Here is a 24238-nt window from a genome sequence, read left to right on the forward strand (position 1 = left end):
CCATGGTTTTGTGAAATTGTGAACATTCCATGAACAAAAAGGTTACCTTGTTACTTTTTTACTTGCCCCCCGTAAAACAGTTTCGTAAAGAAGGTATACATTATTTGGCAAGGGGATTAGAAGACATGAAAAAACGATGGTGGATGATCGGGTCCGTCGCCGCCGTACTGGTGATCGGAACCGTTAGCGTAAATCTTTTGAGTCCCGGTCAGGCGATGGGCATGCCTGTCCAGATCGGGACAGTAGCCACATCTGCGCTGGAAAGCCGCATCCTGACCTCCGGCAGTGTAGTCGTGGAGGATAAATACAGGGTGTACGCAAATGTGAACGGGACGCTGCGTGAATTCTCCGTCAAAGAAGGCGATCTCGTTAAAAAAGGGCAGGTTATCGGGAAGATTGACACCTCTGACGTAGAGAGCCGACTCCTGGAGCTGGACGCACAGATTGAACTGGCACGAGCGAATCTGTCCAAAGCGCAAGCAGGAAATGAACCGGAAGAGCTGGCACAGGAAAAAGAACGGGTCGCCCAAGCCCAGCGCGAGCACGATGCCGCTCAAAAGGAATACGATCGGCTGCAGCAGCTGTTCGCATCCGGGGCCACTACGCAGCAAGAGGTGGACAAGGCAAAAAGCCAGCTCGATTCTACGCTCTCGTCACTGAACGTCTCCAAGCAGCAGCTGGCATTGAAGCAAAAGGGACCGCGCAAAGAGGAGCTCGCTTCTCTGCAAGCGCAAATCAACAAGCTTCAGGTGGAGAAGGCGCAACTGGAGAAGGAGCGCACCCAAAGCGTGTTGGTCGCTCCCGAAAACGGCACCGTCATCAGCCTGGCTGCAGACAACGGCCAGTACGTAAACAAAGGAACGGAGATCTTTACACTCGCGAACCTGAACAACCTGCTCATCCAGGCCGATATCAGCGAGTCCGACGTAAGCAAAATAAAGCTCGGTCAATCGGCAGTCATCGAGGGCAGCTCTCTTGGAAAGCAGAAGCTGAATGCCAAAGTGGTGCGAATCTCCCCGATTGCCGTAACCACGCAAAACAGCTCCGGGCAAGGTGAAAAAACACGCGTCAAAGTCACTCTCCAGCCTGATGGCGACGTCTCGGCTCTCAAGCCCGGGTTTCACGTCGACATCAATATCCTGACGGAGAAAATCGACAATGCCATGCAGGTGCCGATCGAAGCGATTCAACAGGAGGCGGACGGCAGCACATTTGTCTGGGTAGCCGACAATGGCACGGCCAAGAAGGTAAACGTCGAGGTCGGCATGGAAAATGAGCTTTCCTCCCAGATCAAGTCGGGACTAACCGGCAATGAGCAAATCATCCTGAGTCCTCTGGATGCGATCCAGGAGAATGCGCCGGTCACCCCGTCCCCCATGGCAGGAATGTAACTACTTTGCAAAAAAGGAGGTCGGCCCATGCTTTACGTGGAAGGCCTGACGAAAACATATAGGACGGGCGATTCGGAACTGCCCATATTGCGAGGGGTAAACCTCTCCGTGGAAAAAGGGGAATTTGTCGCCATCATGGGACCGTCCGGCTCCGGAAAATCAACCTTCATGAACATGCTCGGATGTCTCGACCGGCCGGATTCAGGAACCTACGTGCTGGACGGCATCGAGGTCAGCAAGCAGAACGACCAGCAGCTTGCTCTCGTCCGCAACCAGAAAATCGGCTTTGTGTTTCAATCGTTCAATCTGCTGCCTCGCTCCACTTCCTTGCATAATGTCGAACTGCCGATGATGTACGCGGGCATCAGCCGCTCCGAACGAAGAAAGCGGGCGATGGAAGCATTGAAGCGAGTCGGGTTGGGCGAGCGGATGAACCACAGGCCGACACAGCTCTCCGGCGGACAGAAGCAGCGGGTGGCAATTGCCCGTGCGCTCGTAAACCGGCCAGCCATTTTGCTTGCAGACGAACCTACGGGAAATCTGGACAGCCGCTCCGGTACGGAGATCATGGCCATGTTTCAGGAGCTGCATGAGCAGGGTGTAACGATCATTCTCGTTACGCACGAGCTGGATATCGCCCAGCATGCAGAGCGCATCGTCACCTTCAAGGACGGTGTCATTATGAAGGACGAGCGCGTGGAAGAGCGCCTGACCGCCGTCCCGTCCGATGAGGTGATTCTGACATGAATTTTTGGGAAGCGCTGCGTACCGCCATCGATGGCATCTGGGCCAACAAAATGCGCTCCGGACTGACCATGCTCGGCATCATTATCGGGATCACATCCGTCATCGCCGTTAACACGCTTGGCGAAGGCGGACAGAGGGCCATCACCAGCGAGATGGAGAAATTCGGGCAAAACAGCTTTAACATCTATACCGATTGGGAGAGCAAGGAAGAGCACTCCAATGACGACCTGACGGTGGAAGACGCCGAAACCTTGAGCCGTATCAGTCCCTACATCGAGCGGCTCGTCCCGTACAATCAATCCAACTCGATCGTGAAGGGTCCGAAAAAGGAAGAGCGGGTCAATATTTATTCGACAACCGCTCACTACCTGGAGATTCAGCCTACGGTAAAAATAAGCAAGGGACGCTTCTTCAGTGAAGCTGACGACAAGGAGCTTCGAGCCGTCATCGTGCTTGAGGATGAATTGGCAGGGAAGCTGTTCGGACAAATGAACCCGCTCGGCCAGCGGGTACGGATGGGAGACAACTCGCTTGTCGTAATCGGCACCTACAAGGAAGAAAAGTTCCGCTTTGACATGAGTCAAACGTGCGGCGCCTATATCCCGATCCGCTACGACCTGAGTTTTCAAGAGGAGCCTTTTGTCAGCACGCTGATCGGAAAGGCAAAAGACAAGGAGTCGGTCGAAGCCGCGATGAAGCAGGCTACCCAATATTTGTCCCGCAAGCATCAAAAGGAGAATCATTACCGCTCCTTTAGCATGCAGGAGCAGGTCAATCAGTTCAACCAGCTGACCGGAACGCTGACGATTATTTTCAGCGTCATCGCCGGCATTTCCCTGGTCGTAGGGGGAGTCGGCGTCATGAACATCATGCTCGTCTCCGTTACAGAACGAACGCGGGAAATCGGCATTCGCAAAGCACTGGGGGCCCGCCGCCGGGATATCCTGATGCAGTTTTTGATCGAATCGCTGATCGTCTGTCTGATCGGCGGCCTGATCGGGGTACTGCTCGGGCTCGGAGCCGCAGCGCTGGTTTCTTACTTCGCCCAGCTCCCGCCGCTGTTGTCCTGGAACAGCATCTTCATCGCATTTGGCTTTTCCAGCGCCATCGGGATCTTTTTCGGATTGTACCCCGCAAACAAAGCGGCCAAGCTTGATCCGATCGAGGCGCTGCGCTACGAGTAAACTTTAACTTTACTTGCAAACATGAAAAGCAGCTGATCAATCACCTCACGATTGAGCAGCTGCTTTTTTACGTCTGCCAACCTGTATCATCGTTCAACCGGCACAAAGACTGGATCGGCCATCAAAGCTTTCTCATGACAAGGTCGGGGTATCCGCCACGAGCTTCAGGACAAAGAACAGCGTAATGCCGAAGCTGGCTACCGCCCACCACAACACTTTTCCACCGGGTCTGCCCGCTTTGTAGATGCGAAGCAACCGCCAGGTACCCACCGTTACACAGATGACACTGACAAAGAGCAGGATGGTCCCCACGGTCATTCCCCCTTTCCCCTTCTACTAGCTATATGGGAAAAGAGGAGTAAAAATCCCTGTTTATGTTTTCTTCTTCCCCAGACGGGAGAGGATTGCTCTGCCCCGCTCCTTGACGGCATCGTCCTTGACGTGAAGCTCCCGGCGCTTCAGCATGCCGTTTTTTGACGTGTCGGGCCGGCCTTCACGCTGATTTTTTTCCTCGGTCATCAGCTGTACTTGCCTCCGCCTTTTTTCTCATACTCTTCCAGGAGCTCGCCAAAGCTTTTGTTTCGCTCCCGCTCCTCTTGCTCACGCCGCTTCCGTTCGGCGGCTGCCTGCTCCGCTTTTTCCAGTTCTTCCTTCATCTGGCGCTCCAGCTGCTTCAATTTTCCAAGCGCGTCGTCACTCAACATTTCCTTTACGTTCACACCGTTTTTTTCAGGGGTTTCCGCCTTGGCGAATTTCGGCGCCTGGCGTTCTTGCTTGCGCTGTTTCTTTGCCATACATACGTGCTCCTTTCACAATGCTATGATCGAATCTGCCCGATTGGGCCATACTAAGCCCATGTGACAATAGAGGAGGGCAGACAATGGTACGAAACAAAGCTAAGGATTTCGGGAAAACTGCCGAGATTCGCGGTCCCAAAGCCCAGTCGGAGGCCGTTCGTTCTGATGGCTCCATCAATAGTGAACCACAAGAGAGACTAAAAGAAAACCGGTAACTCCACCAAGGAGGGCACCTGCATGGCTGATCATACTTCCAAAGAGGTAAAAGACGTGTCCCTTGACGGCACGCTCCCCCATCAAATCAGCTCCCCCGACTACAAGGACTCTTCCCGCACCATGCAAAAGCCATTTGTAAACGAGCACGGTGTGGTCATCGGGGACAGCTACTACAACTCCGAGGATTCTCCGCTCAACCAGTGGAGCACAGACACGGACCCATCCGTCATGGCTGGGGACGGCTGGGTCCATCCGACCAACGACATCGGGTGGAACACGACGGAGAACAGGGAGCTGCTTGAGGACGTTCCGCCCAATCGGGCCCGATTCATGCACCCGACACTGGATGTAAGCAAAGGTAAAGATTAGGAATTCGTTTGAAGCTGTCCAAACGTGGACCAAAGAAAACGCCGCCACCACCAGCGGCGTTTTTCCCTTTTTCCAGGCGGAAATTGGCGGAACCGCGTTTTCTAATGGTAAACTAGACGGATAGACAGATGTTTGAGAGGAGTCTCGTCATGAGTATTCACCTGCAAATTCAACCGGCATTCGCCCTCGCCTATCAGCAATACGCCGACTTTCGTCCCGGAGACACACTTCGGCTGTACGTACGCACCGGAGGCCCGGGAACAGGAGGCCTGTTTTTCGCGATTGAAAAGGACGAGGTCGAGCCAGGCGACGCTGTTTTCGAAGTAGAAGGGATGCGGTTCGTCATTCGCCCGAACGATTTTTGGTATTTTGACGGCGGCGAGCTGCGCTACGACAGAAGATACGGGGAGTACGGCTTCTCCTTTGTCAACCCTCGTCTGCTGGACGAATAGGAAACTTTCCGCTGCTCTGTACGTATGAAAAGGATGATCGGCACTTTGCTTATCCTCCTTTTTGCACATGCACGTTTTTCCCGGAGGGCAGCTTTGAAAACCGTACAGGAGGAAATGGCATGAATAAAACCAGGTCGGCGCTGCTGGCCATCGGCGCTTTTCTCTTGACCAACCTCAAGTGGGTATTGGGTTTGTTGAAATTCTCCAAATTTGGAACCACGCTTTTGTCGATGGCTCTCAGCCTCGGCGCTTATGCGATGTTTTACGGCTGGAAGTTTGCCGCTGCGCTGGTCTACCTCATCTTTGTCCATGAGATGGGCCATGTGATTGCCGCGAGACAAAAAGGAATTGCTACCTCACCGGCCGTCTTTATTCCGTTTGCCGGTGCCTTTATTGCGATGAAGGATCATCCGCGGGACGCGAGCACCGAAGCGTATCTGGCCTACGGCGGGCCGTTGGCAGGCATGCTAGCCTTTCTTCCCGCTCTGCCGCTGTACTGGTGGACACAGGATCCGTTTTGGGCATTGGTGATTTATTTGGGGGCGCTGTTGAACCTGTTCAACCTGCTTCCGGTCTCCCCGCTGGACGGCGGACGCATCGTCTCCGTCTTGTCGACAAAAATCTGGCTGATCGGACTGATCGGACTGGGAGCCATGCTGTTTGCAAGACCGGGACCGATCATGGTCTTTATCTTTATCCTCGGCCTGGTTACCTGGTGGAACCGCGCCCGGGAAGGGTATAAAAAACAGGTGCTGGCATACGAAAAAGAGAAGCTCCACACCCTGCTGGAGACGATGGCCGGCTGGCCGCAGCTTGAATCGACATGGGAAACGCGGGAAAGCCTGAACGCCAAACATCTGGAGGCTGCTAAAAAGAAAGCACCGGAAGGCTTTGCCATTCCCTTTTTGCAGGACGAAAAACGGTTTGCCAAGGATCGGGTACGCCTGGACAAATTGTTCGCGGAACAAACCTGGGAGCTGTTCCGCAAATGGGAGCGGGAACCGATGGAATTCTACGACTACGAACGGACGCAGCCTGTTCCCTCCCGCCTGCTGACCGAGGCCGAAAAACAGGCCCGGGAACGGATTGCCCAGATCGATGAGCTCCTGCACCGTCTGACGACCTATTACGAGGCGCCCGCTTCTACCAAGTGGAAGGTACTGGCCGCCTATCTCGGATTGGCAGCCGTTCTGTCGGTCTTTTTCGTTTACGCGCAGCAGCTGCTTCAGATTCGATGAGGCTAAAGAACTCTGTTTTGACCTCTCTGGCCACCCCAGCGCTCAAAAACGTGTGAGCCGGACACCCTACTGCCGTTTTTCGGTCGGAATGGGGGTGAATTGCTCACAATGGACGGAAATCGCCTTTGAGCAAATAGGGAAAAGGCTGTACCATAGTAGTATACATTCAAAATAATTCCAGAGAGGATGACTTCTTGCTTGGACAGTATTCCGATAGTGCTTAACCTGCTGCTTGTATTGTTTCTGGTTGTGTTGAATGGCTTTTTCGTAGCCGCCGAATTCGCACTCGTCAAAGTACGGCAGACACGCTTGACTCAGCTCGTAAACGAGGGGAACAAGCGAGCCGCTTTTGCCCAGAAGGTTACACAAAAGCTGGACGCGTACTTGTCTGCCTGTCAGGTAGGGATTACGCTCGCATCGCTTGGTCTCGGATGGGTGGGTGAACCCGCGATCGCTCACATGATCGTGGAGCCGCTGCTCGGTTCGTACCAGCTGCCTTCCTACCTTGTGTCGACGATTTCCTTCGGCGTGGCGTTTGCGATCATCACCTTCCTGCACATCGTGCTCGGTGAGCTCGCTCCGAAATCACTCGCTATTCAAAAAGCAGAAACAACTTCGCTGTGGGTTGCTGCACCATTGATGCTTTTCTATAAATTGCTTTACCCGGCTATTTGGGTGCTGAACGGAACCGCCAACAGACTGCTCAAATGGGTAGGCCTGGAACCGGTATCCGAACATGAAGCGGCCCATACGGAAGAAGAGATTCGCTTGCTGGTCAACCAGAGCCACCAGAGCGGCCATATCGATCAGACAGAATTGTCGCTCGTGGAGCACGTATTTGATTTTTCGGAAACCCTCGCACGGGAGATCATGATCCCCCGGATCGATATGGTGTGTCTATATACGACGAATACGTTTGAAGAAAACCTGGAGATTATCAGCACGGAGCGTCACACCCGCTTCCCTGTGGCCGCAGAGGACAAGGACAATCTGATCGGTTTCGTGCATGCGACCGACTTTTACTTGTCTGCCCTGCAGGATGAAACCGCTCGTCTGGAGGATATGCTTCGTCCCTTGCTGACTGTTCCCGAATCGATGGAAATCAGCCATGTGCTCCGTCTGATGCAGAAAAAACGTTCGCAGATGGCGATCGTCATCGATGAATACGGTGGCACTGCCGGCCTGTTGACGATGGAGGACATTTTGGAGGAAATCGTCGGCGACATTCAAGACGAATTCGATACCGACGAACGCCCTGAGCTTGAGAAGCTGGAAAACGGCCTGTCTGTCGCAGGCAAAATGCTCCTGAGCGAACTCAATGACCACTTGCCGTTTGAGCTCGTTTCCGAAGACGTCGATACTGTCGGAGGATGGCTCTACAGCCAGTTGGAAGAGGATATCGCCGTCGGAGCGTCCGTCGAGCTTGAGGATCACGTGTTCACAGTCGCTCAAATGGATAACCACCGCGTCACCCGGGTCACGATCAAACAACTGGTCTGCCCGCAGGCCGAAAAACAGGAAGAACCGGAAATGAGCGCTGTGTAACAGCGACCACGATATGGTTCAATCGCGTTACCATATAAAATAAGTGCCAATCATTCAACATTGCTGAAAAAGCCGACGCCCTCCTCTGGGGCTGTCGGCTTTTTCTCTGTCTTTCCGTATATTCTGTCTCTCTTTTTCCGGGACCACGCAATGACCGTGCACCCGCGATGGATTCATGCCTTTCAGCCAACAAAAAACGAGGGGAGCTCCCTCGTCCTCAGCCGAAAGTCGGTTCGTCAAAGTTGATTCTCCGCGTCGCTACAATCCGTACACCTTCCGCTGATTTCAAGACGCTCGGTCCCTCGGGAAACACTTCGTCCAGCAGGGTCTCCGCCTCCTGGGCGTACTGCTCGCGAGCGACTTCGGCGATCTCTACTGTTTTCTTGCGCTTCCATGTCACATCCGTCTCGTCTGGACCAAACGGGTGTCCTGTCAATGTCAATCGCATGGTTTTACCTCTTTTGCGTGGATGGTTGTTGGCTAGCATACAATTCCACCCCCCTCTCCAGAAATACATTGAATGTATCAAGAAGTGGCTTATTCACTGTCGTAAACTGTTCGAGAAAGTGATCGTACTCGGACTCGGCTATCTGCGTGTGTGTTACGAGATGGAACGTGATCACGTATGTTTTCGCAATGGGGATGGAGATGATGTACTCGTATTCGCCAAGCAGACCAAACTGTCCCTTGCAGCCCATCACTGACTCATTGGACAAAAATGCGGCTACCATCCAGTTCTGGTTCTGCGGGAAGAGTTCATTATGATCCAGGCGAAAGCGGTGGTCTTCATCGACGTCCCGGGCGTGACCGATCTGAACAAGCTCACGGTCGACCAGGGAAAACAGCGTGGCTGCCGAAGGACTGAACGTCTCCGGGATGTGACAGGAGCCGAGCATTTTATCCAGAATCCGGTTGACATGATTTCTCGTCTCCACGGTATGCTTGCTGTACTTAATCAGTGAATACAAAAAGTGCAATTGTGCCTCTAGTCTCTCTTTTCTTTCAATAATATCACGAATCTCTTGCCTGCGTCCCCATTTTTTGATAATCCGGGCCAGCTCGCCCGTGAAAACGCCCAGCGCGGCAGAAAGATTCCCGTCATCCCGGTCGGCCTCGTAGTCTCCTGCCTGGATGCCGAACAGATCGGTGGGAATGCGGAACATCGTCATCCCGCGAGGCTTTACAAAAAAGGCCCGGTTCGGTCCCAGCTTGCCCATGGACAGCCCGAGCTCAAACAATACATTATCGCGAGCCGTTGTCCACTCCTCTCCGCGCAGACGAACCTGATCGTCGGGGGAAAAGACAAACACGGCAAAATCGGTTGATTCCAAATGTTCCAGCAGACTGGCAAGCGCCGTTTGGTTCAGGGCAAATACGCCCTGTGACCAGAGTGTAACCTGTGCAACGTATGAGAGATTGGCCTGGATCGCTTGCGCCAGAGGTAACCCCTCGACCGAGGAGCCGACAAATACCCGCGGTTTTGCACTAGGGCTCATGGTTTTGTACCCCCATCATTTGATTCCATGTCCGTACGCCTATGTTTGCCGTCTCTCTATGTATATTAGCAGACCATCCAGATTCATCCAACAAATTTTCCGGTCCGAGCATATTTTGTTGGCGGAGACAAAACAGACGTTTCAACTTGCTGATTTGGAGGATAACTCCTGTTGGGAGCTGTGCGTGCCGGACGGCGGCCTCGATCACCCCTTTCGTTTTTGTTGAAATGAAAAGAAGCGCATGATATGATACATGTAATTTACTGATATGGAGTTGAAAAGAATGTAATTTTTCTTGCTTATGAAATGAAAACAATAAAGCGAATCATGTTTCGCATGTTTTATTTCGTATGTGCAAGAAAGTTACGATATCTTTTCACTCAAATCATATATCCTCATCCGACTCCGAAGCGGGTTGGATTTGCTGTATGTTTTTTGAGCTGCAAGAAGGTAACTTTCTTGCGGCTTTTCTATTTTCCATACAGGGGGATATGTCCATGTCATTGATCAAAGTGGCAAACCTGACGTTTGCCCATGACGGCAGCTTCGATCACATATTTGAAAACGTAAGCTTCCAAATCGATACCGATTGGAAATTGGGATTTACGGGAAGAAACGGCAGAGGCAAGACGACCTTTCTCAACTTGCTGCTCGGAAAATATGAATACAGCGGAACCATTTCCGCCGCTGTCAGCTTTGAATACTTTCCTTTCCACGTCGACAACAAGGAACATCATACGCTCGATGTCATCAACGAGATGATTCCCGACTATCAGAACTGGCAGCTCATGCGCGAGCTTTCACTTTTGCAGGTTTCAGAGGATGTATTGTACCGGCCCTTTGCCACATTGTCCAACGGGGAACAGACGAAGGTGCTATTGGCTGCTCTGTTTCTCAAGGAAAACAGCTTTTTGCTGATTGATGAACCAACCAACCATCTGGACATGGCTGCAAGAAAACTGGTCAGCGACTATTTGGGTACAAAGAGCGGTTTTATTCTGGTGTCCCACGACCGGGCATTTCTCGATAACTGCGTGGATCACATCCTTTCCATCAACAAGACTAACATCGATATTCAAAAAGGCAACTTCTCCGATTGGTGGGAAAATAAAAAGAGACAGGATCACTTTGAGCTTGCAGAAAACGAAAAGCTGAAAAAAGACATCAAGCGCTTGTCCGACGCCGCCAGACGAACGAGCATCTGGTCCCATGAAGTGGAAAAGACGAAAAACGGCACTAGGAATTCCGGTTCAAAGGTGGATAAAGGGTATATCGGCCACAAGGCAGCCAAAATGATGAAACGCTCAAAAGCAATTGAGCAGAGGCAGCAAGCTGCGATCGAGGAAAGGAGCAGGCTCCTGAAAAATATCGAGACCGCAGACAGCTTGAAAATAACGCAGCTGCCCTATCATAAAAACCAGCTTGCCGAGCTCAAAGACGTTTCGATATACTATGGCAAAAAGCTGGTGTGCAGCGATGTCAGCTTTACGATTGAGCAAGGGGAGCGAATTGCCCTGTCAGGCAAGAACGGCTCCGGCAAAACAAGCATTCTCAAACTGCTTTGCGGCGAGAACATCGACTATACGGGGACGTTCAACAAGGGAAGCCAGTTGAAAATCTCCTATGTTTCCCAGGATACCTCGCATTTGCAGGGCAATTTAAAGGACTATGCCCGAATGAACGGGATAGACGAAAGCTTGTTTAAATCCCTGCTGCGAAAGCTTGATTTTTCCCGGGATCAATTTGAAAAGGATATGGCAGCCTTCAGCGGCGGCCAAAAGAAGAAAGTGCTGATCGCCAAAAGCCTTTCCGAGAACGTCCATTTGCACATTTGGGATGAGCCGCTTAATTTTATCGACGTCATCTCCCGCATGCAAATCGAGGAGCTGCTGCTTGAATACGCGCCTACCATTCTGTTTGTGGAGCACGACAGTGAATTTTGCAAAACAATAGCGACGAAGACGATTGAACTTTGACCAAATAGACGGCTTGTCTTCAAAAAACAGGCGGCGGAAACGAGCATCGCTCAGCTTCCAGCCGCCTGCGGCATTTTTCTTTCAAACGTTGATACTAGAATAGCAAAAATCCGAGGCTGATGATGGCTCCTGTGACGAAGAGCATCATCAGACAATAACCCATAATATCCCTTGCCCCGAGTCCTGCCAGAGCGAGGACGGGCAGCGCCCAGAACGGCTGGATCAGGTTGGTCCATGCATCGCCCCAGGCGATGGCCATGGCTACCTTGGCATGCGATACGCCCAGCTCCGTCGCTACGGGCATCATGATCGGCCCTTGTACAGCCCACTGGCCGCCGCCCGAAGGAATAAACACGTTCAGTAGACCGGCGCTCCAGAAGGTAAAGAGCGGGAACGTGGTCGGAGTCGAAATGCTGATGAACCATTGGGAAATGCTTGCAGCCAGTCCCGAAGCGGTCATCATCCCGATAATGCCGGCGTAAAACGGAAACTGCACGACAATCCCGGTCGTGGTCTTGATCGCCTCTCCCATCGCATCGAGGAATTTGCGCGGCGTCCCGTGCAGGAAAATTCCCAGGAACAAAAAGGCGAGGCTGACGATGTCGAGATTGAGCTTGAAGCCCTTTTCCACAAAATAAGAGATCAGATACACAAAGCCGATGGCCGAAATCAGATAGGAAATGATGCGGCTGTTCTCCATCTTTACTGCCGGGCTGTTTTCATCCGCTGCCGGAGCGGCAGTGGCAGCCGTTTCCTCACGCCCCAGGTCTGCGCCCTTGAAGACGATTCTGTCCTTCTCGGCTGGCAGCATCAGTCGGTTGACCAGCGGCAAAATCACCATGATCGCGATTACAATGGTCAGGTTCATCGCGGAAAACATCGTTTCGGACGTAGGAATGACGCCGATCACATCCTGAAGGCTGTGCTTTTCCGTCGCTACCGTGAGCGGAACCGAGCCGGCAAGGCCGCCATGCCAGACGACAAATCCGCCGTATGCGCTGGCTACCAGCAGGCGGTAGTCGACTTTCTCCACACGCTTGGCGATCTCGCGGGCCAACAGAGCGCTGACGACAAGTCCGAAGCCCCAGTTGATCCAGTTGGCGATACAGGAAACCAGCGTGACGAGAACAATCGCCCGTCCCGGAGTCTGGGCCATGGAAGCGACTGCCCGCAGGCCCTTTTTGCAAATGTCTGTCTCGGCCAGTGTATGTCCGGTGACCAGAATCAGCACCATCTGCATGGTGAAGCTGAGCAGTCCCCAGAAGCCGTCTCCCCAGAAGCTGACCATTTCCAGAGGCGATTTTCCGTTGACGACAATACCTGCCACAAAAACGAGAAAAGTAAGAATGACCGCGAATAAAAAGGCGTCAGGCAAATAACGCTGCACCATCCGGACGGAGGCGTTGGTCAACGCTTGAAACACAAGGCATTCTCCTCTCCAAAAAAGATTGATGACTTCTTTGTCAGGAGAATGCAACTGGCGTGCCAGTCTTTTCAGAGAGCCAACCCCACGCCATGTATGCGCTTTCATAAAGCATCTGACAACGAACTGGCTACTTTTTGCGCACTTCGCCTCCATTTTGCACACCGTCTGTCCCGTTCAATCCGTACATCTCCAGCTTGTACAACAGCGCCCGTCTGGAAATCCCCAGCCGTTTCGCCGTTTGCAGCTTGTTTCCCCCCTCCTTTTGCAGCGCTCTGACAATCGCCTCCCGCTCTACCTCCTGGATAATTTCCCGCATCGTCCGATCCTCCCAACGGAGCATGCTCCCCATCCTGCCCGTCTCTGCCGTTTCTGTTTCCTGCAAAGGACCCTCGACGTGCTCAGGCAAAATAGCGGAGCCGCCCGCGATGACCAATGCCCGCTCAATCGTATTCTCCAATTGGCGGACATTGCCCGGCCAATGATAGGACAGCAGCGACTCCATCGCAGCCTTTGACAGATAGCACGGCCCCTTGCCCATCTCCCGCCCGTATTTGGCTAAAAAGTGCTCAGCAAGCAGCGGTATATCTTCTTTTCGCTCCCGCAGCGGAGGCATGTGGATCGGAACGACATTCAGCCGGTAGTACAAATCCTCACGAAACAGCCCCTGGCGGATACGCTCCTGCAAATCGCGATTGGTCGCGGCTATAATTCTCACATCTACGGATACCGGCTCTATGCCGCCCAGCCTGACGAAGGTGCGCTCCTGGAGCACTCTGAGCAGTTTTACCTGAAGGCTTGGACTGAGCTCGCCGACCTCATCCAAAAACAGCGTCCCGCCATCCGCCAGCTCGACCATGCCCGGCTTCTGCCCCGTCGCTCCTGTAAAAGCGCCGCGCTCGTACCCAAACAGCTCGCTCTCCAGCAAATTTTCCGGAATCGCGCCGCAATTGACGGCGATCAGCGGCTTTCCTGCCCGCGGACTGTTGCTGTGAATCGCTCGGGCAATCAGCTCTTTTCCTGTGCCGCTCTCGCCCTGGATCAGGACCGTCGACTTTGTCATACTCACCCGTCCGACCAGTTTGTATACCTCTTGCATGGCCGGGCTGAGACCGACCAGACCGGGGCCCTCCCACGGCTCGTCGAGAGATGCCTCGCTCAGCCGGTTGGCCTGGTCGCTTTCCCGCTGGCGGAGCGCCTGTGCCACTACTTGTTTGACCCGTCCAAGATCGAACGGCTTTTGCACGTAGTCGAATGCGCCCAGCTTGATCGCTTCCATCACGTCCTTGGCCGTGCCGTAGGCCGTCATCATCACTACGCTGGGACAAGCGTCTTCCATCTGCTGCATGTCTCTGAGCCGCCGTAATGTCTCCATTCCGTCCTGCTCCGGCATGCGCAAATCGAGCAGCATGACTTCAGGGCGGAAGTCTTTCAAAAGCTCCAGCGCTTCTCTTCCGCTGGATGCTTCTTTCGTCTCATATCCCACCTTCCGAAGCGCCGTGGTCAGCGCTTTTCGGACATTGATTTCGTCATCGACCAGCAGCACTCGTTTTTTCATCGCAATGCCTCCTCCTTATTGGCGGGCAGCACCACAGTGAACTGCACGCCCATGTCCACATTGCGGGCGAAAATTTGCCCGCCGTACGCCTGCACGATCCGTTGCGATATGGCAAGGCCGAGCCCGGTTCCCGACTTTTTGGTCGTAAAAAACGGCTCAAACACGGTCAACAGATGCTCTTCCGCGATAGGCGGTCCTTCGTTGGTGATCTGAATGCAAACATGTCCATCCACTGCCTCTGTCTCCACCAGCAGCAGTCCCCCGTCCCTCAATGCTTGCAGGGCATTGATCAAAATATTGAGAAATACCTGCTTGAGCAGCTCGGGTGAAGCCAGAACAGTTGCAGGCGCATCCCGATACACCTTTTGCAAGAAGACTCCTTGGCTGACGGCGCGGCGCTCGATGAGCAGCAGCGTCTGATCGAGCACCTCTCCGACACGCGAGGGCACATGATGCTCTTCATTGGGCCGGGAAAAGAGCAGCAGCTCATCGGCAAACCGATTCAGCCGTTCCACCTCGTCGACGATGATCCCCGTGTATTCCCGACTGTCATGCCCAGCAGGCAGCTCCTCCTCGATGATTTGCGCAAAAGCCTTGATCGAGGTGAGCGGGTTGCGGACTTCATGGGCAATGCTGGCCGCCAGCTCCCCGATCACCGCCAGCCTTTTGGCCTGAGCCAGACTCGACTCCATCCGTTTCCATTCGGTTCGGTCATCCATCACAATGATCGCGCCAAGCACCTGCTCCATCGGACTCTTCCAGATAAACGTGCCGATTTTTACGAACAGTCTGGCTCTGCCCGCGCCCCGAGGGCTCCATTCCGCATCCCGTGTCGTTTTTCCCTCGCCAAGCGCATCGGACAGCGCTTTCAAAATCTCCTCTTCTCCGCGAAACACATCCTCGTAGTCCCGGCCCATCGCCTGTTCCAGACTGACCCCTGTAATGCGGGTCGCCGCTTCATTCCATGCCGTGACGCGGCCGCGGTGGTCCAGTGCGATGACACCGCTCTCCATGCTGTGAATGATCGTTTCCGTATGGCTGCGGCTCGCCTGCAGGTCGCCTGCCATTTTGTTGATCGCCTCGAATATCTCGCCCGGTTCGCCCTTCGCCGGTTTCATCCGAAAGGAAAGGTCGAGACTGAGCCGCCGCAAGCCTTCTTTGATTTCCTGCAAAATAATCTCGCCTCTGTGTATCATCAGTCCGCTGGCTACGGCTGCAATCACACAGCCAATCCCTACGATGGAGTAGATGCCTTGGCGCATTCCGGCGAGCTGTATATCAATGCTTTGCATCAGTTCATTTGCCCATGCGTAGCCGATCACCTCTCCGTTCCGTTCGATCGGATACATCGCATTCATAATTTCGCCGCGCACCTGCGGACCGACGACAACATCGGCTGACCGCCGGCTCATCACCTGTCTTCCCGGATGATCCGGCGCGATGGGCATGCCCACATGCTGGCCCATTTCCCGGCTGGGGCCGTATGTAATGATCGCGTCCAGCCGCCTCGCATAATAGCCGACACCGATGCCCGGATGAGCGGTTGCGATCTGATCGGTTAGCTGCTCAAGCTTCCGGTTCAGCGCTGCGATCTGCTGCTCGCGCGAGGCGTTCTGCAGCCCCTCTTCACGCAATACGTTTTCAAAATCTTGCGACAGGGCAAAATCAAGCTGCTCTGTGATCGCCAGCAGCTTTTTCTCCTTCTCCTGCAAGAGCGCCTGCTCCGCCGCTTTCAACAGCACAACTCCTGTCACGATGATGGGCAGAACGGTAACGGCGATGACGGACACGATAAAGCGGATGCGGTACACATATGACTTCACAATAACCTTCCCGTCCCTCTCTTTTTGTCCCTCTCTATGGTATTCTATCATACAGAAGTTTCGAGAACGTTTTGCAAGGAAAGGAGCAACAGCCATGACACATGTCCTATTTGTTTGCCTGGGCAACATCTGCCGCTCTCCGATGGCCGAAGCCGTTTTTCGCCATATGGTCGCGTCGGAAGGGATGAGCGGCCAGATCTCCATCGACTCGGCGGGTATCGGGGGCTGGCACGCAGGCGAGCCACCCCACAGCGGTACGCGCAAGGTTCTGTCCGGGAAAGGAATCGCCCACGAAAGCCTGAAAGCTCGTCAGATCACCCAAGACGACTTTTCCACCTTTGACTACATCGTCTGCATGGATGAAGAAAATCTGGCCGCTCTAAAGCGGATGGCCCCTCCAGGAGTGCATGTCCACCGCTTGATGGACTTTGCCGCACATTTGCCGGAGAGAGACGTCGAGGACCCGTATTATACCGGACGGTTTGAGTATGTATATCAGCTAGTGGAAGCTGGATGCCGGGGGTTATTGGAGGAAATCAAAAAGAGCGAAACCCCGGCTAAGTGAGAGATTTCACTTGGCATAGGTATCGCTTCTTGTCTATAATCATGTGGTAAATCCTGTAGCTTCAAGGCTGTTTTTCGGGAGTGGAGTGTTACAGATGAAAAGAGTCTTTTTGGAAGCTGCTTTTTTTCTGGCGCTGCCTCTCCTCGTGTGGTCTTACGGCAGGCCTGTCCTCGGGGACTACAGCGCGATTCTCTTGTCAGGGCTGCCAGGCTTTTGCTATGGCCTTTACGTGCTGTTCAAAGACCGGCGCTTCACGTTTACGGGTGTCTTTTTGCTCGCGACACTGCTTATCCCCCGTTTCCTCGACCTACTTTCCGATTCCCCTGAATGGCTGCTGCGGAACAATATATACACCGATGCAGCACTCGGCCTGTTCTTTTTTCTGTCGATTGCAGTAAAAAGAACCCGCCGCTATGCTCTTTTCTGTTGATGTCGCTGCTTCCATAGGCTATCCCGTTCAGAGCAGCCTGCGGTTATTTCGACACCCGGAGGCATATCGCTGGTTTTTGTTGCTTACCTTCCTTATGGGACTACCGGTCTTTGTCAAAGCCGGGATCCGGGCGCTGCTCATCAGCCGGTTCGGCATCGAGGGCTACGGCGTGTACCTATCGGCGCTATCCCTTGGAAGCTGGCTGACCTACGGCATCATCTTGGCCGCTTACGGATACATTTTCCGCAAGCATATCTATCCATTGGCTGAACGGCTGGAGAAGGAAGGCTACTTCAGCGGCTAACCCCGTCATTTCTTCCTCTGAAACACCATCTAAAACAACGTCCAGGTCTTGAGCTCCAGACATCACATTTACGAGCGGCTTCAGATTGCGAAATGCCTCCATGTAACGGATTAAATCTGTACCCTGTGTCAGTAAAAGGAATGCGTACTGCTTCTTTCTCCCGATCATATCAGGACCGGCAGTGCATATATTGATCCAATACGGGCTTCTGGCCTTTTTTGATCTTTTCCATCTCTTCCATCGAGGAGATCAAGCTGTCAGCCTGTCATACATGACCTCACCGCCTTCCTCAATGCACAAGTAAAATTGTATGATATTTTCCCTATGCACGAACATAATGGACGTCATTTTCCAAGTATTGCAACTGGAACGAAAATCTGTTAGAATTAAACAATCTTACAGGAACGGAGGGTTACGTGTGTTAGACCATTTTTCCCGCTTGCGAACTTTGCGCCACTAAAAAATCATAGTGCTCAAAGGCTCTGCCTGTGTGCAGGGTAATCGGGATTGGTCTGCCTATTTTTCGTAACCTAATCTAACTAAGTTGCAAAATGAGATGGCCTTGCAGCCTCCTCTTTGTACTCATTGTTTCTACACGCATGATCGAATAATTGAACAATTCCAGGTTTTGGTCTTGAAGGCCGCTTTGTGTCCTCATCGCTTTTTTGCACCTCGCATCGCAGTAGGGATGGTGTGGACGTCAGAGGAATCGTGCCTGTCAACATACCGCACTTGTCGGTGGTTACTGTTCATTTCATTTGATCTCGGCCAATCAGTCAGCCGTCAGGAGTGTTTTTCGCTTTCCGTAAACAAGCGACTCCTCCTGCAGCTGTCCCATCCCTTCCGATTATCCCAAACACAGGCAGCAGCAGCCTGTGTTTTTTCGTTTTGGCGCAGTTCTCGGGCAGCCAAGAGAGCAAGTTTTACTGCCAGACAAGAGCAAAATAAAAGGAGGACTCGCCCTTATGAACCCCATTCAACCAACAAATCATGAAACAGTTGTCGCTGATATGCTGCGTATCGCCAAAAACAACGGTCTTCGGATTGATCCGAGTCGCGTAGAGATCAATGAGTCCGGCATGGACTTTCAAGTCGCATTCGTAACCGATGAAGACGGCAAGCCTTGGGTTTTACGCAAGCCAAGACGGCCCGACGTAATGGACAGAGCGGATAATGAATACAAGGTTCTGCAGCTACTCCAACGTCATCTGGCTGTTGCCGTTCCGAACTGGCGTGTATACACGTCTGAGCTGATCGCCTATCCGTTGCTGGAGGGAACTCCCGCTGCCACGGTAGATCCGGTGTCCAATGGATACGCTTGGAAAATGGAGCACGACCCGCTGCCCGCCGCTTTTGTCAGCTCTCTGGCCCAGGCACTCGCCACCCTGCATGGGGTTGACCATGATCTGGCGGCTTCTGCCGGTATCCGCGTGAAGAGTCCAGCCGAAGCACGAGAGACCTTCGCTAAAAATATGGATGACATCAAGCGCAAGATCGGAGTGTCTGATACGCTGTGGGACAGGTGGCAAAGATGGATAGCTGACGATAGCTACTGGCCTCAGCATTCCGCGCTGGTTCATGGCGACCTGCACCCGCCGCACATTCTGATAAACGAGGGTAATCAGGTGACGGGACTTCTGGATTGGACAGAAGCAGAAGTGACGAACCCCGGAACGGATTTCACCATTTATTACGCGCTGTTTGGAGAAAGCGGACTTGATGTCTTGTTGAACCAGTACCAGGCTTTTGGCGGCCGAGTGTGGCCCCGCATGCGCGAGCATATCGCCGAGCAATGGGCCGCCTATCCGGTACTGATCGGCATGTTCGCCTTGCACACGGGCAAAGAAGAACACATGGAGATGGCTCAGGGAGCGCTTGGTCTGCTCGAACAAAAACAAGAGTAACCTCACTCGAGAGAGAAGCTCTTTCCAGATTGGTACTGAAGACAAAGAGGATTATAAACAAAGAGACAAAGACCGTTCCCTGCGATCTTTGTCTCTTTCTCTTTTGTGTCAACCTCTTTTGTACCAAAATCTTTTGTGCCAAGGCAGAATCTCTTCAGCCAAACCCCTGGCCCTTTGCTTATATCGCCACGGTTTCGCTTCCGGCAAATACGCTCAGCCAGCTGCTCGTTCTCCCGACCAGCCGCTGGTAGGCGTCTTGCGCCGAAAAAGTATGATCCCCCCGTACGATAATCTCCGTCTCGCAGTGTCCGCTCTTGCGGAGACGAAATTCGCGTTCATAGTGAAAGAGAGAGTCCAGCGGGATGACTTCGTCCCTGTTTCCGTGAAGCAGCAGGACATCACCGTCAAATTGACCCGCTTGCTGCAACGGGTCGTAGGCATGGAGCGACTGGAAGAATGTCTCCTGCAAGGAGTACCCCCGGTGATCGGTCCGGCCGTATTGCACAGCCTCCTCGTACCCTTGCTCGCCCACAATCCGCACAATATCCTCAAACGGACGCGGGACAGGGGCCCAGAGGATCAAGCCGTCGATGTTCTGCTCCAATGAAGCCGTAATGACAGAAACGGCTCCGCCCAAACTGTGTCCCAGCAGAATAACTCTGCGGGCAGCACGGCCCTGCTCACGGCAGCGTACATAAGCAAGCACCTCACGAGTCTGTCTGACCAAAAGCTCCAGTCCTCCGGCACCGTAATCTCCTTCGCTTTCCCCGCATCCGCCGTAGTCAAATCGGACCACTGTCAGACCAGACACTGCCAGATCGCGGGCCGCTTTGACGAAGAGCCGGTCCACCCCAATCCGGTTGCCCACAAATCCGTGACATATCAACAATGTTGTATCAGCAAGGCTGTCGTCTTTCCGTACCAGCTCAGGCTCATGAATAGTGGCAGCCAGCTCATATTGGTCAAAAGGAATCCGAACCGACCGTTCTACATATCTCACCTGAACTCCCCCTCTTTATTAAAAGTATTCCGATTAATTTACTTTGTTATACATCTGTATTATTCCTTTTTCCTCTTTGATTGTCAAGGCTTCCTGCCTGGTCAGCCAAGCCCTTCAAGAAAAAAGAACAGCGGCGAAAAACCGCTGTCCTTTAGCCAGTTGGTCTTTTGTTTTCATCTACTCGGTCGCCGGCGGAGGGCTGCTCTTTGGCGGCGATGCCAGATCACGCAGGATCGCCACCTCAACACGCCTGTTTTTCGCTCTTCCCTCCGGTGTCGCATTGGATGCCACCGGATGGTACTCGCCCATCCCCGTCGCGCTGAACTTGGACGGGTCCAAATTGCTGTTTTCGAGCAGGACCTTCAAAAAGTTGACGGAGCGCTTCACGCTGAGATCCCAGTTGGACGGAAATTCGGCACGATGGATCGGAACGTTGTCCGTATGGCCGGTAACCGTCACCTTTTTCGGATGCGGCACCAGCATGGAAGCCATCTCTGCGGCCAATTTGCGGGCCTCCGGCTTGAGGTCTGCTTTTCCGGAATCGAACAGGGCATTGTCCAAAATCGTAATCAGCAGGCCTTCGTCCGTCAGCTGAGTCTGCAGCTTGTCTCCCAGATTGTTTGCCTTGATGTAGTCTTCCATGCGCTGCTGAAGCTTCTTCAGATCCTCCGTCTCTTTGCGGATGGCCTCTTCCATCTTCTTTTCTTCCTCGGTCTTTTCCTTGTCGTCCGTCTCCTTGCCCATATGCAAGGTCTGCTGGGGCAGCGACGGGTCGAGCGGCACGGGGCTCGGCTGGTTAAACACGCCGATCCCGCCATTCAGCGCCACATCAAAGGAACGAACCATTTGGTCGAATTTTTTCGCGTCCATCTTGCTGGAGGCAAACAATACGATAAACAGGGCCAGCAGCAAGGTCAGCAGGTCCGCGTAAGGAATCAGCCAGGATTCATCCATGTGCTCTTCATGATTGCCGTGACGTTTGGAATGCTTAGCCATTTACTGCGGCCTCCTCCTCCTTCTTCTCCTCCTTCACTGCTGCACGTTCCTGCAAAGGAATGTAGACAAGGAGCTTCTGCTCGATAGCCGCAGGGGAAACACCCGCTTGAATGGAAAGGAGTCCTTCCACCATAATTTTTTTGATCTCGATCTCGCGCTTGGATTTGCGCTTCAGCTTGGTCGCGAACGGGTGCCACAAAACGTACCCGGTGAAAATCCCCAGCAGCGTCGCCACGAATGCCGCCGCAATCGACACGCCGAGAGCATCGATATCGCTCAGGTTCCCCAGGGCGGCGATCAAGCCGACTACCGCACCCAATACCCCGAGCGTCGGCGCGTAGCTTCCCGCCTGGCTGAAGATCAGTGCGCCGGACTGGTGCCGCTCTTCGATGGCGTAAATCTCTTCATTCAAGACGTCCCGGACAAACTCCGGCTCTCCGCCGTCGATGATCATTTTCATGCCGTTTTTCAGAAACGGGTCCTCGATCTCGTCCGAGGTGTTTTCCAGCGCCAGCAGGCCTTCGCGGCGAGCGATGGAAGCCCAGTTCATAAACTGGTCGATCAGCTCCCGCTTGGACGGCAGCTTCTGTTCGGTGAACAAAATTTTGAAGAGTGCAGGAATCCGTTTGATTTCCGAAAGGGGAAACGCGTTCATCAGAGCCGCAACCGTACCGACGATAATAATCATGAAGGCTGCCGGATTCAGCAAGGCACTCGGACTCGCGTGTTTCAAGATCATCCCGACGACAACTGCAATAATCCCTAATACAATACCGAGCAAGGTCGATTTTTCCATTGTGACACTCCCTAACTACCGTGTTCGAAAAATATCTCTATATATGGTTTCGGTAATTCTGCCGTCGGTTGTGAGAGAAAGTTGCGGAAAATCGGGACAGTTTTGTGAAAAACCTCATCCAAACCATCTGATCAGGCAAATCATCACGAGCAGTCCGACGATAAAAGAAAAGGTAGCGGAGCGCTCATGGCCGTCTCCGTGGCTTTCGGGAATCAGTTCCTTGTACACGATAAACAGCATCGCTCCGGCCGCAAACGCCAGTCCGTAAGACACCAATCCCTCTACGAAGGACGTCAGGTAATACCCGGCAAACGAAGACACAATCTCGACTGATCCCGTCAGAGTCGCGAGCAAAAAGGCTTTAAAGCGGCTGACCCGCTGATTGATCAAAAACAAGGCTACGAGGAAGCCCTCCGGCGCATTCTGGACGCCGATGGCAAAGGCGATCAGGCCGCCCAGGCCGCTCTGTTCGGATGAATAACTGACGCCGACGGAGAGTCCCTCCGGAATGTTATGCAGCGTAATGGCCGACAAAATGAGCAATGACTGCGAGTCCATCGAGATATTCGCCCGCGTGTGTTCGAGATCGATGTGCGGAATGACGCTCTCAAGCAGCGTCAAGAGGATGGTTCCCGTCAACACCCCGAGACAGACGACGATCAAGCGTTCATTTGCCAATGCCTGCGGGATCAGGCTGAACGTAGAAGCAGCCATCATGATTCCGGCTGTAAACGCCAATAAAATATCCCGCCAGCGATGGGTAACCTGTTTAAAGAAAAGAATGGGAAGAGCGCCTGCTCCCGTTGCCAATGCAGATAATAAACTGCCCACTACCAGTTGTTCCATGAATATACCCCCAGGGCCGAGTACGATGATTCCAACATCATATCACGGATGCACAAGTCCGTGGAAAAACTTGCGAATATGCCAAGGTCCTGCACTGCCATCCCTGTACTTATACGACGAAATCGCGATTTTATACATGTCGGGGACCTATCAGTGAACAAAACTAAAAACAGTGCCGTCATCAGACAGCACTGTTTATGATCGTAGTGGCAATGCTTAGTGGCCGAGCGCGAGAATCTGCTCGACGCGCTGGGTTTCATTGAGGTGCGGACATGTATAGCAGCATCGCCCGCCCTCCAGCCGGTATTGGAAGCAGCATTGGTGCCGGATCTGGATCGGCTCTCCCTTGCCCGACGGATGGGGAATCATCGTATAGGAAGTGTCGAGGGGCTGGCCTTTTTTCAGGCCAAACACGGACGGATCGGCTGCTTTGGTCAGGTAGTGATAGTCGTCGGCAATCTGCCTCTTGAGCTCTGCAGACTCCGCCGCATCCTGCCAGCGCTTGTAGTAAAAATGCACAAGGTACGAAGCGTGGGCCCACAGAACATGGGCTTTAACAGAAGTAGCTGCACAAAGCGCGGCAATCAATGGCTGGATCGTACCCGCAAACAGTTCGCGGACGACCTGCTCCCGCCACTGTGCGCGGCTTCCGTCTTCCGGTCTGCTGACGGATTGATCAAGCAGGACAAATCGCGGAATGCTCCAGCTTTTTTCTCCTGTTAACACAACATTGGCAAGAGAAAGCTGCAAGCCCACCGAATCATGGGACATGGCATGCAGAGCGCCGGTCATCAGAGCGAGGAACCGTTTAAAGAAGAGGGATGCCGTCACAACGCTGCCGGGAGATCCGATCTGTTCTCCTACCTGCCGCAGAAACATCATGCTTGTCTCTTTTCGAAGCAGACCTTCGGCTGAAAAGACAAGCGGAGCATTGATCTCATCGGCAAACGAGATGCGGTATTTCTGCTCAAGTACGGCTGTATTCCAATCGGTTCCCATCGGTTCCATCCTTCCACTGTGTTGATTCATGCCGTTATCAATGATTTTCATTATCAGTTACAACTTATTATATGCCTCCGTCTTCTCGGTTACAAGTGTTTGCGAAAAAAACTTGAAGATCTTGCCGATTGTACCTGTCTGCAAGAGCTCCGCCTTCTGTTGTTTTTTGAAACAAGCTGTTAT

The 24238-nt window shown here is 53.1% G+C and carries 26 protein-coding genes; 13 read left to right on the forward strand and 13 right to left on the reverse strand.

Going from position 1 to position 24238, the window contains the following annotated elements; translation table 11 throughout:
* Positions 1–125: 125 nt before the first annotated feature.
* The 3 genes from V5G20_RS23230 to V5G20_RS23240 are packed head-to-tail and all read left to right on the forward strand — an operon-like array spanning position 126 to position 3322.
* Positions 126–1391 (forward strand): efflux RND transporter periplasmic adaptor subunit, encoded by a 1266-nt coding sequence (locus tag V5G20_RS23230; RefSeq protein WP_031932122.1) that lies wholly within the window; start codon positions 126–128, stop codon positions 1389–1391.
* A 27-nt stretch (positions 1392–1418) separates the two neighbouring features.
* Positions 1419–2138, forward strand: a complete 720-nt coding sequence (locus tag V5G20_RS23235) for an ABC transporter ATP-binding protein (protein ID WP_024985396.1) — start codon at positions 1419–1421, stop codon at positions 2136–2138.
* Complete coding sequence (locus V5G20_RS23240) at positions 2135–3322, forward strand: ABC transporter permease (RefSeq protein WP_338462388.1); 1188 nt, start codon at positions 2135–2137, stop codon at positions 3320–3322. Before V5G20_RS23235 ends, V5G20_RS23240 begins: the two co-directional genes overlap by 4 nt.
* 132 nt (positions 3323–3454) lie before the next feature.
* Here V5G20_RS23240 and V5G20_RS23245 read toward each other — a convergent pair whose 3' ends face one another.
* Genes V5G20_RS23245 through V5G20_RS23255 form a run of 3 tightly spaced genes read right to left on the reverse strand, consistent with a single transcriptional unit; the run spans position 3455 to position 4116 of the window.
* Positions 3455–3640 (reverse strand): hypothetical protein, encoded by a 186-nt coding sequence (locus V5G20_RS23245; protein ID WP_003391021.1) that lies wholly within the window; start codon positions 3638–3640, stop codon positions 3455–3457.
* Between the two features lie 54 nt (positions 3641–3694).
* Positions 3695–3841 carry a hypothetical protein gene (locus V5G20_RS23250; protein WP_003391018.1) on the reverse strand — a complete coding sequence of 49 codons (147 nt, stop codon included), beginning with the start codon at positions 3839–3841 and terminating at the stop codon, positions 3695–3697.
* Positions 3841–4116, reverse strand: coding sequence for a YqkE family protein (locus tag V5G20_RS23255; RefSeq protein WP_003391016.1), 276 nt, complete (start codon positions 4114–4116; stop codon positions 3841–3843). The genes V5G20_RS23250 and V5G20_RS23255 overlap by 1 nt, the downstream gene beginning before the upstream one ends.
* Before the next feature lie 86 nt (positions 4117–4202).
* Between V5G20_RS23255 and sspK the strand changes: the two genes are divergently transcribed.
* From sspK to V5G20_RS23280, 5 genes are all read left to right on the forward strand, one after another.
* Positions 4203–4334 (forward strand): small acid-soluble spore protein K, encoded by a 132-nt coding sequence (gene sspK / locus V5G20_RS23260; protein WP_003391014.1) that lies wholly within the window; start codon positions 4203–4205, stop codon positions 4332–4334.
* Between the two features lie 22 nt (positions 4335–4356).
* The gene (locus tag V5G20_RS23265; RefSeq protein ID WP_003391012.1) at positions 4357–4704 is read left to right on the forward strand and encodes a DUF3905 domain-containing protein; all 348 of its coding nucleotides are present in this window, start codon (positions 4357–4359) and stop codon (positions 4702–4704) included.
* Between the two features lie 149 nt (positions 4705–4853).
* Entirely contained in the window at positions 4854–5156 is a 303-nt protein-coding gene (locus V5G20_RS23270; protein ID WP_003391010.1) for an iron-sulfur cluster biosynthesis family protein, read from the forward strand.
* 119 nt (positions 5157–5275) lie between these two features.
* Positions 5276–6394 carry a site-2 protease family protein gene (locus V5G20_RS23275; RefSeq protein WP_031932121.1) on the forward strand — a complete coding sequence of 373 codons (1119 nt, stop codon included), beginning with the start codon at positions 5276–5278 and terminating at the stop codon, positions 6392–6394.
* A gap of 198 nt (positions 6395–6592) precedes the next feature.
* Positions 6593–7939: a hemolysin family protein gene (locus V5G20_RS23280; RefSeq protein WP_172920609.1), complete on the forward strand. Its 1347-nt coding sequence runs from the start codon at positions 6593–6595 to the stop codon at positions 7937–7939.
* Between the two features lie 217 nt (positions 7940–8156).
* Here V5G20_RS23280 and V5G20_RS23285 read toward each other — a convergent pair whose 3' ends face one another.
* Positions 8157–8387, reverse strand: a complete 231-nt coding sequence (locus V5G20_RS23285; RefSeq protein ID WP_003391004.1) for a hypothetical protein — start codon at positions 8385–8387, stop codon at positions 8157–8159.
* Positions 8388–8391: 4 nt separating this feature from the next.
* A complete protein-coding gene (locus V5G20_RS23290) occupies positions 8392–9435 on the reverse strand; it encodes a TIR domain-containing protein (RefSeq protein ID WP_003391003.1) in 1044 nt (347 codons plus the stop codon).
* A 497-nt stretch (positions 9436–9932) separates the two neighbouring features.
* Here V5G20_RS23290 and V5G20_RS23295 point away from each other — a divergent pair, with 497 nt between their 5' ends.
* Positions 9933–11411, forward strand: coding sequence for an Lsa family ABC-F type ribosomal protection protein (locus V5G20_RS23295; RefSeq protein ID WP_003391000.1), 1479 nt, complete (start codon positions 9933–9935; stop codon positions 11409–11411).
* 94 nt (positions 11412–11505) lie between these two features.
* Here V5G20_RS23295 and V5G20_RS23300 read toward each other — a convergent pair whose 3' ends face one another.
* The 3 genes from V5G20_RS23300 to atoS all read right to left on the reverse strand — a co-directional run bounded on the left by V5G20_RS23300 (position 11506) and on the right by atoS (position 16215).
* Positions 11506–12834 carry a short-chain fatty acid transporter gene (locus V5G20_RS23300; RefSeq protein WP_003390998.1) on the reverse strand — a complete coding sequence of 443 codons (1329 nt, stop codon included), beginning with the start codon at positions 12832–12834 and terminating at the stop codon, positions 11506–11508.
* Positions 12835–12964: 130 nt separating this feature from the next.
* Positions 12965–14392, reverse strand: a complete 1428-nt coding sequence (locus V5G20_RS23305; RefSeq protein ID WP_039069997.1) for a sigma-54-dependent transcriptional regulator — start codon at positions 14390–14392, stop codon at positions 12965–12967.
* On the reverse strand, positions 14389–16215 hold the full coding sequence (atoS, locus tag V5G20_RS23310) for a two-component system sensor histidine kinase AtoS (RefSeq protein WP_031932119.1): 1827 nt from the start codon (positions 16213–16215) through the stop codon (positions 14389–14391). Before atoS ends, V5G20_RS23305 begins: the two co-directional genes overlap by 4 nt.
* Positions 16216–16309: 94 nt before the next feature.
* Between atoS and V5G20_RS23315 the strand changes: the two genes are divergently transcribed.
* The 4 genes from V5G20_RS23315 (at position 16310) to V5G20_RS23330 (ending at position 19418) form a co-directional block, all read left to right on the forward strand.
* Positions 16310–16780, forward strand: a complete 471-nt coding sequence (locus V5G20_RS23315; RefSeq protein WP_039069999.1) for a low molecular weight protein-tyrosine-phosphatase — start codon at positions 16310–16312, stop codon at positions 16778–16780.
* Positions 16781–16874: 94 nt separating this feature from the next.
* On the forward strand, positions 16875–17210 hold the full coding sequence (locus V5G20_RS23320) for a VC0807 family protein (RefSeq protein ID WP_122958445.1): 336 nt from the start codon (positions 16875–16877) through the stop codon (positions 17208–17210).
* 76 nt (positions 17211–17286) lie between these two features.
* Positions 17287–17514, forward strand: coding sequence for a hypothetical protein (locus V5G20_RS23325; protein WP_141334231.1), 228 nt, complete (start codon positions 17287–17289; stop codon positions 17512–17514).
* Between the two features lie 965 nt (positions 17515–18479).
* Entirely contained in the window at positions 18480–19418 is a 939-nt protein-coding gene (locus V5G20_RS23330) for a macrolide 2'-phosphotransferase (RefSeq protein WP_003390990.1), read from the forward strand.
* A 178-nt stretch (positions 19419–19596) separates the two neighbouring features.
* Here V5G20_RS23330 and V5G20_RS23335 read toward each other — a convergent pair whose 3' ends face one another.
* From V5G20_RS23335 to V5G20_RS23355, 5 genes are all read right to left on the reverse strand, one after another.
* The gene (locus tag V5G20_RS23335; protein ID WP_051925403.1) at positions 19597–20418 is read right to left on the reverse strand and encodes an alpha/beta hydrolase; all 822 of its coding nucleotides are present in this window, start codon (positions 20416–20418) and stop codon (positions 19597–19599) included.
* Between the two features lie 177 nt (positions 20419–20595).
* Positions 20596–21414, reverse strand: coding sequence for a flagellar motor protein MotB (gene motB / locus V5G20_RS23340; RefSeq protein WP_003390984.1), 819 nt, complete (start codon positions 21412–21414; stop codon positions 20596–20598).
* Positions 21407–22210 (reverse strand): flagellar motor stator protein MotA, encoded by an 804-nt coding sequence (motA, locus tag V5G20_RS23345; protein ID WP_003390981.1) that lies wholly within the window; start codon positions 22208–22210, stop codon positions 21407–21409. Before motA ends, motB begins: the two co-directional genes overlap by 8 nt.
* A 114-nt stretch (positions 22211–22324) precedes the next feature.
* Positions 22325–23056 carry a ZIP family metal transporter gene (locus tag V5G20_RS23350; protein ID WP_003390979.1) on the reverse strand — a complete coding sequence of 244 codons (732 nt, stop codon included), beginning with the start codon at positions 23054–23056 and terminating at the stop codon, positions 22325–22327.
* A gap of 216 nt (positions 23057–23272) precedes the next feature.
* A complete protein-coding gene (locus tag V5G20_RS23355) occupies positions 23273–24055 on the reverse strand; it encodes an IucA/IucC family C-terminal-domain containing protein (RefSeq protein WP_003390977.1) in 783 nt (260 codons plus the stop codon).
* Positions 24056–24238 lie beyond the last annotated feature (183 nt).

It is taken from the genome of Brevibacillus borstelensis, assembly GCF_036700025.1.
GTDB classification, from domain to species: Bacteria; Bacillota; Bacilli; order Brevibacillales; family Brevibacillaceae; genus Brevibacillus; species Brevibacillus borstelensis.

What these genes read in the sequence shown, in the direction of transcription:
- V5G20_RS23270 (WP_003391010.1), top strand. Translation starts at nt 4,854, where the DNA reads ATGAGTATTCACCTGCAAATTCAACCGGCATTCGCCCTCGCCTATCAG.
- V5G20_RS23230 (WP_031932122.1), top strand. Translation starts at nt 126, where the DNA reads ATGAAAAAACGATGGTGGATGATCGGGTCCGTCGCCGCCGTACTGGTG.
- V5G20_RS23350 (WP_003390979.1), bottom strand. Translation starts at nt 23,056, where the DNA reads ATGGAACAACTGGTAGTGGGCAGTTTATTATCTGCATTGGCAACGGGA.
- V5G20_RS23320 (WP_122958445.1), top strand. Translation starts at nt 16,875, where the DNA reads ATGAAAAGAGTCTTTTTGGAAGCTGCTTTTTTTCTGGCGCTGCCTCTC.
- V5G20_RS23275 (WP_031932121.1), top strand. Translation starts at nt 5,276, where the DNA reads ATGAATAAAACCAGGTCGGCGCTGCTGGCCATCGGCGCTTTTCTCTTG.
- V5G20_RS23290 (WP_003391003.1), bottom strand. Translation starts at nt 9,435, where the DNA reads ATGAGCCCTAGTGCAAAACCGCGGGTATTTGTCGGCTCCTCGGTCGAG.
- V5G20_RS23240 (WP_338462388.1), top strand. Translation starts at nt 2,135, where the DNA reads ATGAATTTTTGGGAAGCGCTGCGTACCGCCATCGATGGCATCTGGGCC.
- motB (WP_003390984.1), bottom strand. Translation starts at nt 21,414, where the DNA reads ATGGCTAAGCATTCCAAACGTCACGGCAATCATGAAGAGCACATGGAT.
- V5G20_RS23295 (WP_003391000.1), top strand. Translation starts at nt 9,933, where the DNA reads ATGTCATTGATCAAAGTGGCAAACCTGACGTTTGCCCATGACGGCAGC.
- V5G20_RS23250 (WP_003391018.1), bottom strand. Translation starts at nt 3,841, where the DNA reads ATGACCGAGGAAAAAAATCAGCGTGAAGGCCGGCCCGACACGTCAAAA.
- V5G20_RS23315 (WP_039069999.1), top strand. Translation starts at nt 16,310, where the DNA reads ATGACACATGTCCTATTTGTTTGCCTGGGCAACATCTGCCGCTCTCCG.
- V5G20_RS23330 (WP_003390990.1), top strand. Translation starts at nt 18,480, where the DNA reads ATGAACCCCATTCAACCAACAAATCATGAAACAGTTGTCGCTGATATG.
- motA (WP_003390981.1), bottom strand. Translation starts at nt 22,210, where the DNA reads ATGGAAAAATCGACCTTGCTCGGTATTGTATTAGGGATTATTGCAGTT.
- V5G20_RS23235 (WP_024985396.1), top strand. Translation starts at nt 1,419, where the DNA reads ATGCTTTACGTGGAAGGCCTGACGAAAACATATAGGACGGGCGATTCG.
- V5G20_RS23255 (WP_003391016.1), bottom strand. Translation starts at nt 4,116, where the DNA reads ATGGCAAAGAAACAGCGCAAGCAAGAACGCCAGGCGCCGAAATTCGCC.
- V5G20_RS23305 (WP_039069997.1), bottom strand. Translation starts at nt 14,392, where the DNA reads ATGAAAAAACGAGTGCTGCTGGTCGATGACGAAATCAATGTCCGAAAA.
- sspK (WP_003391014.1), top strand. Translation starts at nt 4,203, where the DNA reads ATGGTACGAAACAAAGCTAAGGATTTCGGGAAAACTGCCGAGATTCGC.
- V5G20_RS23245 (WP_003391021.1), bottom strand. Translation starts at nt 3,640, where the DNA reads ATGACCGTGGGGACCATCCTGCTCTTTGTCAGTGTCATCTGTGTAACG.
- V5G20_RS23355 (WP_003390977.1), bottom strand. Translation starts at nt 24,055, where the DNA reads ATGGGAACCGATTGGAATACAGCCGTACTTGAGCAGAAATACCGCATC.
- V5G20_RS23265 (WP_003391012.1), top strand. Translation starts at nt 4,357, where the DNA reads ATGGCTGATCATACTTCCAAAGAGGTAAAAGACGTGTCCCTTGACGGC.
- V5G20_RS23285 (WP_003391004.1), bottom strand. Translation starts at nt 8,387, where the DNA reads ATGCGATTGACATTGACAGGACACCCGTTTGGTCCAGACGAGACGGAT.